At 57.6% G+C, this 16,375-nt stretch carries 13 protein-coding genes and 1 pseudogene; 6 read left to right on the forward strand and 8 right to left on the reverse strand.

The genetic code is table 11. The features are described 5' to 3' along the window. A complete protein-coding gene (locus CKA81_RS04750) occupies positions 1-2,001 on the reverse strand; it encodes a LodA/GoxA family CTQ-dependent oxidase (protein ID WP_128354265.1) in 2,001 nt (666 codons plus the stop codon). 122 nt (positions 2,002-2,123) lie between these two features. Next, positions 2,124-2,405, reverse strand: coding sequence for a twin-arginine translocation signal domain-containing protein (locus tag CKA81_RS04755; RefSeq protein ID WP_128354266.1), 282 nt, complete (start codon positions 2,403-2,405; stop codon positions 2,124-2,126). A gap of 141 nt (positions 2,406-2,546) precedes the next feature. Here CKA81_RS04755 and CKA81_RS04760 point away from each other — a divergent pair, with 141 nt between their 5' ends. The 3 genes from CKA81_RS04760 to CKA81_RS04770 all read left to right on the forward strand — a co-directional run bounded on the left by CKA81_RS04760 (position 2,547) and on the right by CKA81_RS04770 (position 6,821). Beyond that, positions 2,547-3,254 (forward strand): phosphatase PAP2 family protein, encoded by a 708-nt coding sequence (locus tag CKA81_RS04760; RefSeq protein WP_164878342.1) that lies wholly within the window; start codon positions 2,547-2,549, stop codon positions 3,252-3,254. A gap of 109 nt (positions 3,255-3,363) precedes the next feature. Then, positions 3,364-6,339, forward strand: coding sequence for a formate dehydrogenase subunit alpha (gene fdhF, locus CKA81_RS04765; RefSeq protein ID WP_128354268.1), 2,976 nt, complete (start codon positions 3,364-3,366; stop codon positions 6,337-6,339). Continuing rightward, the gene (locus tag CKA81_RS04770; RefSeq protein ID WP_128354269.1) at positions 6,339-6,821 is read left to right on the forward strand and encodes a DUF1641 domain-containing protein; all 483 of its coding nucleotides are present in this window, start codon (positions 6,339-6,341) and stop codon (positions 6,819-6,821) included. The genes fdhF and CKA81_RS04770 overlap by 1 nt, the downstream gene beginning before the upstream one ends. Positions 6,822-6,837: 16 nt before the next feature. Here CKA81_RS04770 and CKA81_RS04775 read toward each other — a convergent pair whose 3' ends face one another. From CKA81_RS04775 to CKA81_RS04800, 6 genes and pseudogenes are all read right to left on the reverse strand, one after another. Beyond that, entirely contained in the window at positions 6,838-7,644 is an 807-nt protein-coding gene (locus CKA81_RS04775) for a DUF72 domain-containing protein (protein WP_128354270.1), read from the reverse strand. A 20-nt stretch (positions 7,645-7,664) separates the two neighbouring features. After that, positions 7,665-8,948: an L-fuconate dehydratase gene (locus tag CKA81_RS04780; RefSeq protein WP_128354271.1), complete on the reverse strand. Its 1,284-nt coding sequence runs from the start codon at positions 8,946-8,948 to the stop codon at positions 7,665-7,667. 84 nt (positions 8,949-9,032) lie between these two features. Continuing rightward, positions 9,033-9,955: pseudogene (locus CKA81_RS17535) on the reverse strand (transporter substrate-binding domain-containing protein). Then, the gene (locus CKA81_RS04790; RefSeq protein WP_128354272.1) at positions 9,879-10,613 is read right to left on the reverse strand and encodes an amino acid ABC transporter ATP-binding protein; all 735 of its coding nucleotides are present in this window, start codon (positions 10,611-10,613) and stop codon (positions 9,879-9,881) included. The pseudogene CKA81_RS17535 and the gene CKA81_RS04790 overlap by 77 nt, the downstream one beginning before the upstream one ends. 29 nt (positions 10,614-10,642) lie before the next feature. Continuing rightward, positions 10,643-11,290, reverse strand: coding sequence for an amino acid ABC transporter permease (locus CKA81_RS04795; RefSeq protein WP_128354273.1), 648 nt, complete (start codon positions 11,288-11,290; stop codon positions 10,643-10,645). Positions 11,291-11,298: 8 nt separating this feature from the next. Next, positions 11,299-11,982, reverse strand: coding sequence for an amino acid ABC transporter permease (locus CKA81_RS04800; RefSeq protein ID WP_128354274.1), 684 nt, complete (start codon positions 11,980-11,982; stop codon positions 11,299-11,301). 210 nt (positions 11,983-12,192) lie between these two features. On the opposite strand from CKA81_RS04800, the gene CKA81_RS04805 reads away from it, so the two are divergent. The 3 genes from CKA81_RS04805 (at position 12,193) to CKA81_RS04815 (ending at position 16,351) form a co-directional block, all read left to right on the forward strand. Then, positions 12,193-12,900, forward strand: a complete 708-nt coding sequence (locus CKA81_RS04805; protein WP_228255830.1) for a FadR/GntR family transcriptional regulator — start codon at positions 12,193-12,195, stop codon at positions 12,898-12,900. A gap of 114 nt (positions 12,901-13,014) precedes the next feature. Next, the gene (locus CKA81_RS04810; RefSeq protein WP_128354276.1) at positions 13,015-15,207 is read left to right on the forward strand and encodes a sulfatase-like hydrolase/transferase; all 2,193 of its coding nucleotides are present in this window, start codon (positions 13,015-13,017) and stop codon (positions 15,205-15,207) included. Further along, on the forward strand, positions 15,194-16,351 hold the full coding sequence (locus CKA81_RS04815) for a formylglycine-generating enzyme family protein (RefSeq protein ID WP_128354277.1): 1,158 nt from the start codon (positions 15,194-15,196) through the stop codon (positions 16,349-16,351). Before CKA81_RS04810 ends, CKA81_RS04815 begins: the two co-directional genes overlap by 14 nt. Positions 16,352-16,375: the final 24 nt, after the last annotated feature.

The following is a 16,375-nucleotide window of genomic DNA, read 5'->3' on the forward strand; positions in this document are numbered from 1 at the left end:
TTAGCTGGCTTTGGTGGGTGGCCGGTTCAGGGCAGGGTCGCGCTCGTGTTCGACATAGACGACCGCACCGTTGTCCTTCAGGAAACTGCCATCTTCGTTCTTGACCGGCAACACCATGCCCAACTTGGGCCAGGCATAAAGCATCTGATCGTACCCGTCGGTGGCTGATAGTGGTTCGCCGTCAGCGTCGTAGCCACGGAACCACTCTTTATAGGTTCGAGTCTGGGTGGCCTTGTCGTACTCGAAGACAATGTCTGGCCGTTGCGTGGGCCACCATGCAACGTTACACGACCAGAAGTCGCCTTGCCACGGGCTGGACATGTATGCGGCAAGCGCGCCGGCTTCGATGTCTTTATTTACGCGGAAGGCATCTGCGAAGTTTTCCCGATAAAGAACCAGGTAGGGGAATTCGATACCCGGGTGGAAGCCCCCGCCAATGGTGGGCTCCAGCGCCGAGGCGTCCAGGGCATGCGGCTGCTCCGCCAATGGTAGTTGTTCCAGGGTAGGAGGCTCTTGCAAGGTGCCGACTTCAAAGTCTCCGTCTGCCCATTCCTTCAGGTGTTGCAACTGCAAGGTAGTCAAGCTTAAGAACTGTTCGGGAAGGTTGATGCCCAATTGTTTGTTCTGTGCCGGCTTGCCTCCTGATCCCCATAGCTTGGGCATCTTGAAGTCCTGCTCGGCGCGTTGGAATTCCGGGTTCTTCCAACTGGTTGGCCGCTGGGGCGGGGCGGGCAACATCGAATCGACCAGCCGTCCGTGTTGCCCCGGTGCATGCCGCATCAGACCATAGATCATTTGCCTAACCGGCTTGCCTTTGTCCGATGGGTCGGTGAAAGCCGCCATGTAAGGTGCGCTTAGCAGGTTGCCCGGCTGGCTTGGGCCATGGGCCGCGCCTTTAGTCTCGGGCGTGACGCCGGCGGCTTCGGCGCTTACCCAACCGTAATTCACCGCTTTGATGAACAGCGGATAGATATCGCGGTAGAAATTGGTTTTTTGCTTGGCGTAGGGATAAGCCTCTGGAAATGCCTCGTAGACACGATCCAGAATGGACACCACGTGGTACATGTGAGGCGCGAACTTCGGTGGCGCGGTAACAATCCAGGCGCCCGCGCGCGGGTTTCTGGTTCCTTCGTCCTTGGCCGATTTCACATTGTCGCGTGTGCTCAAGACGGTGCCGTCTTTAAGCGTGACCGTGACGTCGATCTCGCCGCCACAGGTATCGTCCCACCAGCCTGGAACGTTGAAATAAGCAAACTGATTCGTCAGCGGGTTCTTGCCGTTCTCGGGACCATTCGGCGGGTTGACTGTTTCGCTGGGGTTCGACAAGGCCACCTTCGGTGTAGTGACACATTCACCACCGCCAGGCGCCGGTACGAACAGCAAGCGATCCTGGTCATCAAGGCGAAGCTGGCCTAGTTCGATATCTTTGGCGGCCTGATAAGTGACCTCGACTTCCTTGGACGGGTCCTTCGGTGTGTAGCCTTCAAAACGCAGCTCGCCGGGCAAGGTGCCTTTTTCGATGCCAGTGAACACGTCGCCCTTCATAACGACGGCTCCGGCTTGTCCGGAGGTGATCGTATGCACACCCGGATCGATAATCAATTGATCGCGTTCGATCGGCTTCTTGCCAGGCTGGATGGATGGGTTGCGCAGTGCGTCCGGATCGAACAGATAAGGACCCTGGAAGGCATAATTGGCGGCCTTCATGTTCCGGACATGGACTCTCCAGTGCAGGGATTCGACCAAGCCGGAGTCCGAGGTCAGCTCTGCAATCACCTTGTCGTTGGCGTCGTAGGCATACACACGGTACCGTTGCGCCTGACGCTTGAGTCGGGCACCGCTGTCGCGGTAGCTTCCCCCGTTGGGTCCCGGACCGCCGCTGCCGCCAGGATCTACGACCACTCCGGGTGCTTCGGGTCCGATGAAGAACTCATCACTGTCTCCCAGGCGCGCGATGCCGATGCCCGGATGGATGCGTATGCTCTTGATGTTATTGGACACGGCTCATTCCTATACAGTTGGTGGTTCTTGATTCAATTTTGGACGGATGCAGTAGCCCGGAATTTCCATGCATTCCATAGAAATCGACGATGCTGCAGAAAGGATGCGTAGCCGGGATGGACTTAGTGCTGACCCAAGATGTCCCAGTCGAGCAGGTCGGCAGAGGAAACCGTGTAACGGTTGCCACAATGTGCTATATCAGCGTAGGTCAGTCCGTGGGCCTGGACATGAGTCCGTAGCGAAAAGCCACCGCCAAAGCTCGCTTTGATTGATTTTTCGATTCCAAGGGCGGTATCTGAACTTACCATCTTGTCTTGGGCCGCCGCAACGCTGACGATGCCTGGAACCAATAGCACTCCGGCCGCTGCACAGCTCTTGACGAAATCTCTACGATTGATCTTCATGTTGCGTTGCCCCGTAGTTATTGCACCTGTTGGATGCGGCGCTTGTCGCGCAGATTACCATATGGCGACGATCCGCCAGGCATTTTTTTTGCCTGCCGCCACTACAATGAGACGCGTGAATAAATGACCCGGGGAGGACGTTTGCTGAGATTTATCCGTGCACGTTTGGATCCGGCCAGCTACCTCGGACTGCAACTGAGCCTGGGCGCGCTACTCCTGATCGGTGCCAGTTGGGCATTTGGAAGCATTGCCGAAGAAGTGCTCGAGCGGGAAGAGCTCGTGGCTGTAGACATGCAGCTGTCGTACTGGTTAAACAGTCTGCAGACGCCCTGGCTTACCGACATCATGCTCAAGGTCAGTTCTTTGCATGGCATGCAAGGGATGACTGCGCTTGTCCTGATCGCAGCTTTGCTCCTGGCATGGAAACGGTACTGGACCTGGATGGTGATCCTGCTGTTTACCGTGCCCTCCGGTGCCGCGTTGAATGCTTTGATGAAAACCGTTTTCGAACGCGCGCGACCGTCGTTCGCCTCGTCGTTCATGACAGTGACCGACTATAGTTTTCCTAGCGGCCATACGTGTGCGAGCACGCTGTTCTACGGGGTGTTGGCCGCCTTTCTCGTGCCACGCATGCCTTCGTGGCAATGGCGTGCGCTGGTGTGCTGGTGCGCCCTGGGTCTCATCGCGTTGGTGGCCTTCAGCCGGCTTTACCTGGGTGCGCATTTTCTGACTGACGTGCTTGGCGGCTTTGCGGAAGGCATAGCGTGGCTTGCCTTATGCGTGACGGCGGCGCATACCTTTGCGCGGCATCGATCGGAAAGGCGAAGCAGGCCTGCCATCAAACTGTAAAGCTCCAGCTTGAGGGAATGCTTTTTGCTGCGCGCCGGGTTCGCACGCAAGGCAAGGGTCGCTCGTCGGAGTCGCCGCTGACAGGGACCCCTCAAAATAAGGAGCTCCGATGGAAAATGTGGCAGAGTGCACAATATTCTTTGATGGCGAAGCGCTAAGGGGCAAGAGCGATGAGCCGCTGGTGGACTTTTTGGCTGAGCACGACATTGACCTGCCCCACGTCTGTTACCACCGCGCGTTGGGCCCGCTGCAAACTTGCGATGTCTGCTGGGTTGAAGTGGATGGCGAACTGCAGCGCGGCTGTGCGATTCGCTCCCATGATGGTTTGAGCGTTTCAAGCAAGGCTGAAGGCGCGGCTGCCGCCAGGCACGAGGGGATGGACCGGCTTCTGGGCAAACACGAGTTGTACTGCACTGTCTGTGAGAACAACACCGGCGATTGCACACTGCACAACACCGTGGCGGACATGAGCATTCCCATACAGCGCTACGAGTTCATCCGCAAGCCGTATGAGAAGGACGAGAGCAACCCCTTCTATACCTATGATGCCGACCAATGCATCTTATGTGGACGCTGCGTAGAGGCTTGCCAGAATGTTGAGGTGAACGAGACCTTAAGTATTGACTATTCGATGGAGAACCCCAGGGTGCTTTGGGACGGAGGCCACACCATAGCAGGCTCCAGTTGCGTAAGCTGTGGTCATTGCGTCACCGTCTGTCCTTGTAACGCTTTGCTCGAGAAGAGCATGCAGCCCGATGCTGGCCCCTTCACCGCCTTGCCGCAGTCCCTCAAGCGGCCCATGATAGATATTGTCAAGAAGCTGGAGAACACAATCGGTGCGCAGCCGATCACTGCCGTTTCGAACATGGATATGGCGTGGCGGCAACCGGAAATCAAGCGAACCAAGACGGTCTGTACCTACTGCGGCGTGGGGTGCTCCTTCGAGATGTGGACGCGGGATCGCCATATTCTCAAGGTACAACCAGTGGTTGAGGCGCCGGTGAACGGCATCTCCACATGCATCAAAGGAAAGTTTGCCTGGGATTTCGTCAACAGCGACAAGCGTCTGACGACGCCCCTGATTCGCGAAGGCGGCAAATTCCGGGAAGCCAGTTGGGATGAGGCACTGGACTTGGTTGCCAGCCGACTAATGAAAGACCGGGCCCGCTATGGGCCAAACGCCATCGGCTTCATCGGGTCAAGCAAAGCCAGTAACGAAGAGGCTTACTTGACGCAGAAGATAGCTCGGCTGATCATCGGCACGAACAACGTCGACAACTCGTCGCGCTATTGCCAGAACCCTGCCACCAAAGGATTGTTCAGAACAGTAGGCTATGGCGGGGACGCCGGCACGCTGGCGGATATCGAGAAAGCCGACCTCGTGGTGCTTGTGGGCAGCAACCTGGCCGAGAATCATCCGGTGTTTGCTTCGAGGATCAAGGCCGCGAAGAAGTTGCGCGGACAGAAATTGATCGTCGTCGATCCGCGCAAGCACGAGATGGCCGAGCGTGCTGACATCTTCATGCGCCCCAAAGTCAGCACTGACACCATCTGGGCGTCGGCTTTCTCTCGCTACATGTTTGAACACGGCTACGCCGACCTGGATTTTCTTGGTGACAAGGTCAATCAAGTTGACGAGTTCCGTCGGTCGCTCGAGCCGTTCACTATGGAGCACGCCTCGCGGATGACAGACATCCCTTTGCATGTGCTTACGGATGCCGCCGAGATGATCGGTCAAGCAGAATCTGTGTGCTTGCTGTGGGCCATGGGTATTACACAGCACAGCCATGGCGCGGATACCAGTACGGCATTATCAAATCTTTTGCTGGTGACCGGCAACTATGGGCGCCCGGGCACCGGGGGCTACCCGATGCGCGGCCACAATAACGTGCAAGGTGCCAGTGACTTTGGGTGCTTGAAGAACATGTATCCAGGATATGAGAAGGTAACAGACGAGGCGGCTCGCGAGAAGTGGGCCAAGGCCTGGGGTGTCGACAAGGAAAGCCTGTCCGCCGAAATAGGTTCCGGCAACTTCACCATGGTGCAGGATGCCGATACCGAGAAGATCCGCGCCATGTATATCATCGGTGAAGAAACGGCGTTCTCCGACTCACATAGCCAGGACGTACACACTGGCTTTGAGAAGCTCGAGTTCCTGGTTGTGCAAGACCTCTTTCTCAGCCGCACCGCGCAGTTCGCGGATGTCGTGCTGCCAGGTTGTCCGAGTGTCGAGAAGGAGGGCACGTTTGTCAATACCGAAAGGCGTATCCAGCGCTTCTACGAAGTGATGCCGCCTTTAGGCAATAGCCGGCCGGACTGGCGGATACTGACGGAGTTGGCCAAGCGCATGGGCTACGACTGGGGCTACGAGCATCCGTCGCAGATCATGGACGAAGTAGCGGGCATTGCAGAGATCTTTAAAGGCGTCAGCTACGCGCGATTGGAAGGCTGGAAGTCGCAATGCTGGCCGGTACACGAAGACGGCACCGACACCCCCTTGCTATACACCGATGGCTTCAAGACGGACGATGGCAAGGCGATTCTTTACCCGGTGGCGTGGACCGAGCCGGATGAAGCGGCCGACGATGAGTACGACCTGATGCTGGATAACGGTCGAATGCTCGAACATTTCCAGGGAACCAACCAGACTGGGCGCTCGCCGGGTATTGACGAGCAACTGCCAAATTGGTTTGTTGAGATCAGCCCCGAACTGGCGAGAGAACATGCCATTGGGGACGGTACCTGGGTACGGATAACTTCGCGCCGCGGCTCGGTCGAGGTGCCCGCGCTGGTCACGGATCGCGTACACGGCAAGGTCTTGTTCATGCCTATTCACCAAGGCAAGCCAGGACTGAACCTGCTGACCGGCGAGCATCACGATCCCATCGTCAACACGCCGGCGTTCAAAGAGACTGCGGTCAAGCTGGAAGTGCTGGCCAGGCCGGGCGAAGGATCTCCCTTGCCGCAACACAACTTTCGCTACGGGCGCCGTACGCCCAACGAAGGCGTGTCAGTGGAGGTTAAATGGGCGCAACCAGAATATGTCCTTCCGCCCGCCGAGCAACTTAATCCGGAGAAATTGTAATGGCAGAACGCATCGACTACGAGGTCAAGCCTACGCCGATCGGTCCGGACGCTCACCAAGAACTTGAGCGCTTGTTGCAGGGCCTGCACGAGCAGGGAGTCCTGCGCTTTGCCAACGATCTCGTACGTTCACAAACTGAGCTTGCCCAAGTGCTCGTTGACGGACTTGGCAAGGAAAGTACGCTGAACGCCATCCAGAACTTGTCGATCCTCGGCATGGCACTCGCCCGCATTCCGCCAGAGGACTTCTATAAATTGGTGTTCGGATTAAAGGATGCCTTTGTCGAACTGGACCGGCACACTCCGCCGAAAGACAGCGGCGATGCGCCGGGCGTCACCGGTGCGTACAAAATGCTGAGGGACGACAAGCTTTGGGCCTCGCTGACACCTATTATTGAGGCGATCAAGGTGTTCGCTGATCGGATGGGGGAACCGGCCGACAAGCCAATCACGAAATGGTCGGGTAAACCAACAGAAAATTAAGGTCTTACCTTGGCTTCTAACCGGCGCGCTCGATCAATGACATCGCCGCGGCGGGGTTGACAACCTTGTGTCCGCTGATCACGTACATATAGACGTCGCGCTTCTTGGTTCTAGCCGCCGCTGAACCAAGCTTGGATAAGCCGTCAGGTGTGCCGCCTTCGGCCCAGGTTTGTGCCCGCTGCGTCCAAAGGTCGAGATCAGCTTCAGGATAACCAAGCACTTCGCCCGCTTGTGTCCCCATCAAGCGTACATAGACAAAAGCTGCGGTGATGTCTGCGATCAAGGGATATTCCGAATCGGCCCCCATGACGATAGCAACGGCATACTTGCGGGCGAGGGCGACGAACTCGGGCGTCTGGAAGCTGTCATGACGCACTTCGATCGCGTGCCGCAGGGCGAGGCCGTTCGCTTCGTTCGGAAGCAACTTGAGGAATGCCTCGAAATCAGCGGCATCGAACTTCTTGCTGGGCAAGAACTGCCAATTGATCGGGCCGAGTTTGTGTTTCAGTTCGGTCAGGCCGCCAGCAAGAAAGCGCTCTATCGTTGCGCCGGCGTCGGCCAAGATTTTGCGCTGGGTGGCATAGCGCGGCGCCTTGACCGAGAACACGAAGTCGTCAGGCGTTTGCTCGTACCACTTGGCAAATGTCGCCGGCTTCTGGGCGCCGTAGTAAGTGCTGTTGATCTCGATCGACGTAAGCTGCCGGCTGGCGTATTCGAGCTGACGGGTTTTGGGATGGCCTTCAGGGTAGAAGCTGTCTTGCCAGGGTTCGTAGTTCCAGCCGCCGATGCCTATCCGAATGATGCCCCCGCCTTTCTTGCCCATGGCAGTTCTCCATGCTTGTGCTAGAGGCCCCGGAACTGATAGCGCTCCAGGGAGTCGCGTTTCATTTCGATGGAGTAACCCGGCTGCGTGGGCGGCATATAGGCCGCGTCCCGAATCTCGCAGGGGTCCACGAAATGCTCATGCAGATGGTCAACATATTCGATGACGCGGCCTTCCTTGGTGGCGGCAAAGCACAGGTAGTCGATCATGGACAAGTGCTGTACGTATTCGCATAGGCCGACGCCGCCGGCATGGGGACACACCTTCAGCTTGTACTTGGCAGCCATCAGCATCACTGCCAAGACTTCATTGACGCCACCAAGGCGGCAAGCATCGATTTGAACGATGTCGATGGCAGATTCCATAATTAACTGCTTGAACATAATGCGATTTTGGCACATCTCGCCGGTGGCCACCTGCATGCGGCCCTGCATGGCTTCCCGAATTTTTCGGTGCCCTGCGATATCGTCCGGGCTGGTGGGCTCTTCAATAAACCAGGGCCGGGCGAAGGCCAGTTGATCGAGCCACGCCACCGCCTGATCGACCTCCCAGACCTGGTTGGCGTCTATCATCAGATGCCGGTCCGGTCCCAGCACTTCGCGTGCGATGCGTAGGCGGCGGATGTCGTCTTGCAGATCTCGCCCGACCTTCAGCTTGACATGCGAAAAACCGGCCTCGACGGCCTCGGCGGTCAGGCGGCGCAGTTTCTCGTCGCCGTACCCCAGCCACCCGGCAGACGTGGTGTAGCAAGGGTAGCCATTGCGTTCCAACTCGGCCAGACGATCCTTTTTTCCGACGGCGCGTTCAGTCAACAGCTGCAATGCCTCGTCCGGGGTAATGCAGTCGGTGATATAGCGAAAGTCGATGAGCTTGACGATTTCTTCGGGCGTCATGTCGGCAACCAGGCGCCAGACCGGTTTGCCTTCCGCCTTGGCCCACAGGTCCCACACTGCATTGATCAGTGCGGCGCTTGCCAGGTGGATGGCGCCCTTGTCCGGACCGATCCAGCGTAGCTGGCTGTCCGATGTCATATGGCGCCAGAACCGGCCCATGTCTTCGGTGATCCAGGCCAAGTCCTTGCCTATCAGCAGATGCTCCATGGCACGAATGGCGGCGCAGCAGATCTCGTTGCCGCGCCCGATGGTAAAGGTAAGCCCGTGGCCTTGCAGCCCGGGGCTATCTGTGTGCAAAACGGCATAAGCGGCTGAGTAGTCCGGGTCCGGATTCATGGCGTCCGAGCCGTCCAGATTCGTGGACGTGGGAAAACGCAGGTCGAACACCTCGATGGATTGGATGATGGTCATCTTTTGAGCCTGTTTGGTTTTACCTATGCGTTGTGCGTGGCCGAGAATATCCGGCACACGCACAACACTCGCGATTTTGTCGCGTTACTTGCCTTCGGCCAGAACGGTTTCCGGTAGGTCGGCGCCATGATAGTTGCGGTAGGCTGTGTTCAGTCCGCCATCCTTCAGGTGCTTGCGGATGAGTTCGTTCATCTTTTCGAGCAACTCGGGATTGTTCTTGGCGACGCCAATACCCAACATGGAGGTGGCCATCACGACTTTGGTGACCAAAGGCTTCTTGCCGGCTTCCTCCAACTGCTTGTTAAGGGAGGCGATAATTGCCGGGGCGCCCGAGTAAATATGCGCGCGGCCGCTGGTGACAGCAGTCATGGCGGTCGCGTCATTCTCGAAGCGCACAATGTCTGTACCCGATGGCGCCAGCTTGGTCACGTTGGCATCGTTGGTCGTGCCTCTTGCGGTAACCACGGTCTTGCCGGCCAGATCCTCTATGGTTTTGATGTTTTCATCCTCTGGTGCTGCAATGACAGACTGGATGGCAGCATAGGGAATGGTGAAATCCACAACCTTCTGGCGTTCGGGGTAATGGTCAGGCTCGAGATGACGACATCCGCCTTGTTGGTCAACAGGAACGGAATGCGGTTGGCTTGCGTCGTCGGTACGATTTCAAGCTTTACACCCAGGCTCTCGGCCAGCAGTTTGGCTGTTTCGACGTCAGAGCCAACTTCTTTCAGGCCGGCGTCTTTCATGCCATAGGGCGGCGCGTTCAGGTCGATCGCGACCCGCAAGGTCTGCTGCTTCATGACGTCTTCGAGCGAACTTGCGTGTGTGGGTGCGATGGCGGCAAAAAGCGTAGTGGCGGTGACGGCCAGGATGGCCGTGCTGCGGGTCAGAAATGATGAAGTCATTGTTGTCTCCTTGGTGGATGGTGGGTCAAAGCCCGTTGCTGACGAATTGCTGCAGTTCTGGGGTGCTCGGGTTGCGCAGGATCTCAGGCCCGCCTTGTTCATGGATCTTGCCTTCGTGCATGAAGATGATGCGGTGAGCCAGCTTCATGGCAAAAGCCATTTCGTGGGTGACCAGCACCATGGTCATGCCGGCCGCCGCCAATTTCTCAATAACCCTCAGCACCTCGCCCGTCAGTTGCGGATCGAGCGCCGAAGTGATCTCGTCAAACAGCATGAGCTTGGGACCCATCGCCAGGGAACGCGCGATGGCGACACGCTGTTGCTGCCCCCCAGATAGCTGTTCCGGATAAAAATGGATCTTGTCGCTGAGGCCCACTTCAGCGAGCACCTTGGCTGCGATTTCTTTTGCATCGGCGCTTTTCACTTTGCGGACCGAGCGTGGCGCCAGCGTGATGTTTTGCTCGACGGTCAAATGAGGAAACAGGTTATAGCTTTGAAAGACAATGCCGACGTCCATGCGCAGGCTTTTGAGGTTCTTGCCCGAGATCCCCGCGCCGAAGGTATGGCCACATACGGTGATCTGGCCTTCCTGGATAATTTCCAAGTGGTCCATACAGCGCAATGCCGTGCTTTTCCCCGAGCCGCTTTGACCGATGATGGCCACGATCTCGCCCTTATGGACGCTCAGGTCGACCCCTTTGAGGACGTGATTGTCTCCAAACCATTTGTGCACGTTGCAAAGGCGTACGATTTCTTCCATGAAGTGGTCCTCAGTCCGGCTTGCGGACCCTAAGTACGCGCCAGGGTCAGTTTGCGCTCTAGCTTGAGACTGATCCATGACAGCGGGTAGCAGATGATGAAATAGAGCACGGCCGCGACGCCGAAGTACAGAAAGGGCTTGAACGTAGAGTTGTTCAAGATCTTCGCGTTGTAAGACAGCTCGGCAAAGCCGATGACCAGCGAGGCAAAAGACGTGTTCTTGACGATCTGCACCATGAAGCCGACAGTGGGCGGAGTTGCAATGCGCAGTGCCTGAGGCAGGATCACCTTGAACATGCGCTGGATGCGATTCAGGCCCAGGCACTCGGCGGCTTCCCATTGGTTCTTGGGTACCGACTCGATACAGCCGCGCCAGATCTCGCCCAGGAAGGCGGCTGCGTGCACAGTCAGCGCAAGCACGGCGGCAAAGAGCGGGGTAGTGGCGGTGAAACCCAGCACCGACGGTCCGTAGAAGCAGACGCCCATGATCACCAGCAAGGGCGTGCCCTGGATGATGTTGATGTAGCCAAAGGCGCCGCCGCGCACGATGCGGTTGTCGGAAACCCGCAGCAGGGCGATAGCCAGGCCCAGCATCGCCGAGAACACAAAGGTCAGGGCGGAAAGCAGCACAGTGCCCCAGGCACCGGCCAACAAATAAAGCACTTGCTCGTAATTCATGCCGCCTCCTAGAGCAAGGTGCCCAGCTTGCGCTTGCGCACAAACATGAACTTGCTGGCCAAGGTGAATGCAGCTCGCACCAGGACAGACATGATCAGGTAAACCACCCACAACACGATGAACACTTCAAAATTGCGGAAGGTCAAAGCCTGGATGTTTCCGGAAATGCCGAATAGCTCTTCGGTGCCCACTGCTGAAAGCACACTGGTCACCAGCATCAGCAGTACGAACTGGCTGGTCAAGGCCGGATAGACGCGCTCCAGGGCCGGCACCAGGATGATGTGCCAGTACACCTGCAAAGGAGAAAGACCCAGGCACTCGCCGGCTTCCTTCTGACTGCGGGGAACGGCTTCGATACCGGCGCGCACGATCTCGCAGGTGTAAGCAGTAATGTTGATGACCAGCGCCAGTATGGCGCCGGCAATGATGGACATCGTGAAGCCTATGCTGGACAAGCCAAATATCAGGAAATAACTTTGGATGATCAGCGGGGTATTGCGTATGAACTCGACATAGGCGCCGACTACCCGCTTAAGCATAGGGCCGCCTGAACTGCGCGCAATAGCGCAAGCCACGCCCATGACGAGCCCGGCCAGGGTCGACCAAAACGACATCACTAAAGTCGTTGTGGCGCCTTCCAGCAGCATGGGCCAGTATTGCAATACCGCGCCGAAATCAAATTCGTAATTCATGTTTCCCGTTCTCGCGAGCATGTTTGGGCTCGGTGTGACCTTCGCAGTCAGATAGTCTAAATGGACTTACCGGTAATACCAGTTATGGATATCCCTAGAGTTTTGCGTTACCGGTCTGGCCAATATAGAATTAACCCCTTCTATGTCCACGGGACCGTATCGATGGAAAACGCCTCTTTGATTCGCGCACCGGACCGCGCCCGCGGGTACATGCATATCGCAGAAGCGCTCCGCGAGGAAATTCACAAGATGAACGTGCCTATCGGAGGCCGGCTGCCGTCCGAGCGCGAGCTGACGCAGATCCTGAAGGTCTCCCGGCCCAGCCTGCGGGAGGCGCTGATCGTATTGGAACTGCAGGGCGAGATAGAAATCCGCGTAGGTTCCGGCATTTATTTAAAGCGCGCTGCCGCGCTGGACGATACCGCTCAAAGTGCACCGGGTGCGCTGGACGCTGGCCTGGATGCCAGCGTGATGGGACATAGCCCCAAGGACGTCAGCCAGTTGCGGTATTTCCTGGAAGGCGGTGTTGCGGCGCATGCGGCGCGCTTCATCAGTCGTGAGCAGCTCAAGGAACTGGGCGCCACTATCTCTGCAATGCGCAAGGCGCTGGACGCGAAGGATCGCAGTAGCGACCAACCGCTGGCCGATGCCGATCGCCAATTTCACGTCGTGTTGTCATCCGTTTGCGGCAATCGCCTGCTCACGCAAACCCTAGAAGAGCTATTCGACCAGCGTTACACCCCCATCGGCGGATCCATGCATCGCCTGTTCGACAACCACCTGGTCTGGGGGGAAGCCATTCAGGAGCATCAAGACATTTATGATGCCGTTGCCGATCGCGATCCGCTGCAGGCACAGGCCGCGATGTATCGGCATTTGAACCGCGCGCATGCTCGGTTGATGGCGGTAATTGGGTAATTCGACGCCTAAAAGGTGTTGCGGAAAAAAAATAATCTGTTACGCTCTGTCGCCATGCGAATGAAAAATCGCGGGGGTGTGCCGCAAGGCTGCTACTGCAGTGGAGACAAAAACATGAAGAAGACATTTCCAGCCCTACTGGCGGCCGGCCTGGCCGCGCTTACTGTTAGTGGGTGCCACAATGGTGGCACTGAGACCAGCGCCGTGCAGGGTCCAAATATTCTTTTCGTCATTATGGATGACGTCGGCATCGACCAGATGAAAGTTTTCGGCTACGGCGGGGCCGTTGGGCCTGATCTACCGAATATAGATGCCGTCGCCCACGCGGGCATTCGCTTTCGCAATACTTGGTCCATGCCCGAGTGCTCCCCGGGCCGTGCCGCGTTCTTTGTGGGTCGCTATCCACTACGCACGGGCATTAATCAGGCTATAGGTCCCCAAGATCTGGCCACCTCGCATCTATCGCCTTATGACATCACCACGCCAAAGTTGCTCAAGCGAGCCAACTACGAAAGCGCCATGTTCGGCAAGTTCCACCTTGCAGGACCCGAGAACAATGAGGCGAAAAACGGCACACCTGCCACCCTGGGATGGGACTATTTCTACGGCTGGGTAGGGGGACTGCCTGGTTCGATTGATACTTCGGCGGGAGACACAGTTACGACCGCCGGTACATATATGTGCGGCTTCGTTCCCGGCGTAGCCAGGGGCGGCGCTGAAACCGGCGCCTGCTATCAACCCGACAACACTTGCTCGGTGATTACGCGCACTAGGCCCCTCCTCGAAGATGCTCCGGGTCTACAGTGCCTGGATTCGGGCGGCATCCTGGTGCCGGCTGCCACCTGCGGCGTGCCTCCGGCAACTCTTAATTTCACGGGACTGAACGGCTATTACGTGTCACCGCTCGTGATCATCAATAATGGCAATGTGGAAGAAGTGCCAGTGACGGACCCGCGGGCCAGGGGCTATCGCACACGTATCGAAACCGATGCCGCCATCGAGTGGATCAAGTCACGTCCAACGAATAAAGCCTGGATGGCTACAGTAAGCTATAGCGCAGCACATACGCCCTGGCAACAGCCCCCCAAGGAACTTCTGAACGGACTGGTCGGCCCGTTGGACGGCCTGACCTGCACCGATCCACTTGATGCACGCGTTATCCAGGACCGTATGACGGAAGCCCTGGATACTGAATTCGGCCGACTTTTAGTCGAGACAGGTCTAGCGAAACGTAATCCCGATGGCAGCCTGAAATATGATCCCAAGGCTTCGAACACGGTCATCGCGATTGTGGGCGACAACGGATCCTTGGCGGCTGCCGTGAAAGACCCCTTTGATTTTAGTCGGGCCAAGGGCACTGCTTTCCAGACTGGAGTATGGGACCCCCTAATCATCGCTGGACCACAAGTCACGCAGCCAGGCCGAGAAGTCGACCATATGGTCAACACCGTTGATCTGTTTCAGTTTTTTGGCGAGCTGGCCGGCCTTGATGTGCATAAGGAAGTGCCGCGCACGGTCGACTCAGTAGGTATCCTCCCGTATTTGACCGACCCCGCCCAAGGTAGCTTGCGAACCATCAACTTCACCATGGGCGGCATGAACGAGCAAGCCAACGGTGCCCGGAACGGACCCTGCGTGATCAGTGGTTCTTGCACTGTTATCCCGACATCAAAAAGCGTTTGCGAGGATAACAAGGGGGATTGGTGGGGGCCAGGACACACGCATACCCAAGCGGGGGTGTTGCCCAATCCCAGCAATCCTGATCCAACTGGTGGCTACCTGACATGCGCCGCAATAAATGAGGCACTGTACAAGCAGAATAACGACCCGGCAGATATGCTGAACCTCGTGCCGGAATCTTCAGTGGCAATCCGTAATGTCCGATATAAGCTGGTACGCAATTCAAGCGAAGACTACGATCCGATCTCGGACAGCATCAAGCGAGAGACCGTAAACGAATTGTTCGAGATCGATCAGTCCGTGCCTACGCCACTCTTGGATACTGCAGTCCGCAATCTATGGCCAAGCGCCGATCCCGAAACGGTTGCGATTTATAACGAGCTCACCGCCAAGCTCGAGCGCATCCTGGCCTCCAACCCGGACTGCCCGGGCGACGGCAACATGGACGGCGTCGTCAACGGCCAGGACCTGAGCAATTGGTCAAGAATCGCAAATGACTGGGGCCTATCAAGCGTCTATGATTTTGTCACTGGACAGTTTCGGGATGGCTTCACAAACAACGCCGACGAGGCCATCATCCAGGCTAATTTAGGAAGGACTTGCGCGAGCACGTATGGCGTCTATTAAGCGGAGGCGCCAACTGCTGTGGACTGCTGGGGTGGCACTGTGTGCTCTCCTGGCGGCGGGCCTTGCCCTAACTTGGTACAGCCCCTCGTCAGAAGCGCCTGCTGAACCGGTGCTTATCATCGGAGATGGGGTTTCCACACCGGATGACATGGCATGGGTGCCGCCCGGCATTTTCCAGATGGGCAGCGACAGCAAGCTCGCACAGGCTAACGAGCGCCCGGCTCACGCGGTAAAGCTTAATGGCTTCTGGATAGACGTCGCCCATGTCACCAACGATGAATTCACGCAATTTGTCGAGCAGACGGGCTATGTCACCACCGCCGAGAAGAAGCCCGACTGGGAAACCATACGCGTACAGCTGCCGCCTGGCATTCCAGCACCGCCCGACGATGTACTGGTACCTGGCGCCATGGTCTTTGTCGGCACCAACGGGCCGGTGGATTTGAATGATTATTCGCAGTGGTGGCGCTATGTACCCGGTGCAAATTGGCGGCACCCGCAAGGGCCGGGCAGTTCCATTGAAGGGAAGGGCGACCACCCGGTCGTACAGGTCAGCTATGAAGATGCGATGGCTTACGCGGCATGGCGGGGCAAGCGCCTGCCTACCGAGGCGGAGTGGGAGTACGCCGCTCGCGGAGGATTGGAGCAGGCCACCTATGTCTGGGGCGACGAGCTTATGCCCGACGGCAAGCCCATGGCCAACTACTGGGACAGCAAGCAAGGTACGTTTCCCGTAGTGAGCCCGAAGGCGGGAGGGGCCGAGGGTACATTGCCAGCCAGAACCTTTCCGCCCAACGGCTACGGTCTTTACGATATGACGGGCAATGCCTGGCAATGGGTGGCCGATTGGTATGGAGCCGATTACTTCGGCAAGCAGGCCGCTGCCAAAACGCCCATAGCCGACCCGCAAGGCCCTGCCCAGGCCTACGACCCATGGGAGCCCGGCGTGCCTGTCGATGCGCCCAAGCGGGTCATACGAGGTGGTTCGTTCTTGTGCAACGAAAGCTATTGCCTCTCGTACCGCCCCAGCGCACGGCGTGGCTCCGACCCGTACAGTCCGATGTCGCATGTGGGGTTCCGCCTGGTGAAGGATGCGCCTGCGCCTGCGGTCAAGGTAGTCACACGCGCTACCGATATCCCCTAACGGCTTTGCCGAAGGACAGGACGA

This window comes from Pollutimonas thiosulfatoxidans (assembly GCF_004022565.1).
GTDB classification, from domain to species: domain Bacteria; phylum Pseudomonadota; class Gammaproteobacteria; order Burkholderiales; family Burkholderiaceae_B; genus Pusillimonas_D; species Pusillimonas_D thiosulfatoxidans.

Coding starts and splice junctions, on each gene's coding strand:
- CKA81_RS04770 (WP_128354269.1), top strand. CDS start 6,339: ATGGCAGAACGCATCGACTACGAGGTCAAGCCTACGCCGATCGGTCCG.
- CKA81_RS04800 (WP_128354274.1), bottom strand. CDS start 11,982: ATGAATTACGAATTTGATTTCGGCGCGGTATTGCAATACTGGCCCATG.
- fdhF (WP_128354268.1), top strand. CDS start 3,364: ATGGAAAATGTGGCAGAGTGCACAATATTCTTTGATGGCGAAGCGCTA.
- CKA81_RS04810 (WP_128354276.1), top strand. CDS start 13,015: ATGAAGAAGACATTTCCAGCCCTACTGGCGGCCGGCCTGGCCGCGCTT.
- CKA81_RS04755 (WP_128354266.1), bottom strand. CDS start 2,405: ATGAAGATCAATCGTAGAGATTTCGTCAAGAGCTGTGCAGCGGCCGGA.
- CKA81_RS04795 (WP_128354273.1), bottom strand. CDS start 11,290: ATGAATTACGAGCAAGTGCTTTATTTGTTGGCCGGTGCCTGGGGCACT.
- CKA81_RS04805 (WP_228255830.1), top strand. CDS start 12,193: ATGCATATCGCAGAAGCGCTCCGCGAGGAAATTCACAAGATGAACGTG.
- CKA81_RS04775 (WP_128354270.1), bottom strand. CDS start 7,644: ATGGGCAAGAAAGGCGGGGGCATCATTCGGATAGGCATCGGCGGCTGG.
- CKA81_RS04815 (WP_128354277.1), top strand. CDS start 15,194: ATGGCGTCTATTAAGCGGAGGCGCCAACTGCTGTGGACTGCTGGGGTG.
- CKA81_RS04790 (WP_128354272.1), bottom strand. CDS start 10,613: ATGGAAGAAATCGTACGCCTTTGCAACGTGCACAAATGGTTTGGAGAC.
- CKA81_RS04780 (WP_128354271.1), bottom strand. CDS start 8,948: ATGACCATCATCCAATCCATCGAGGTGTTCGACCTGCGTTTTCCCACG.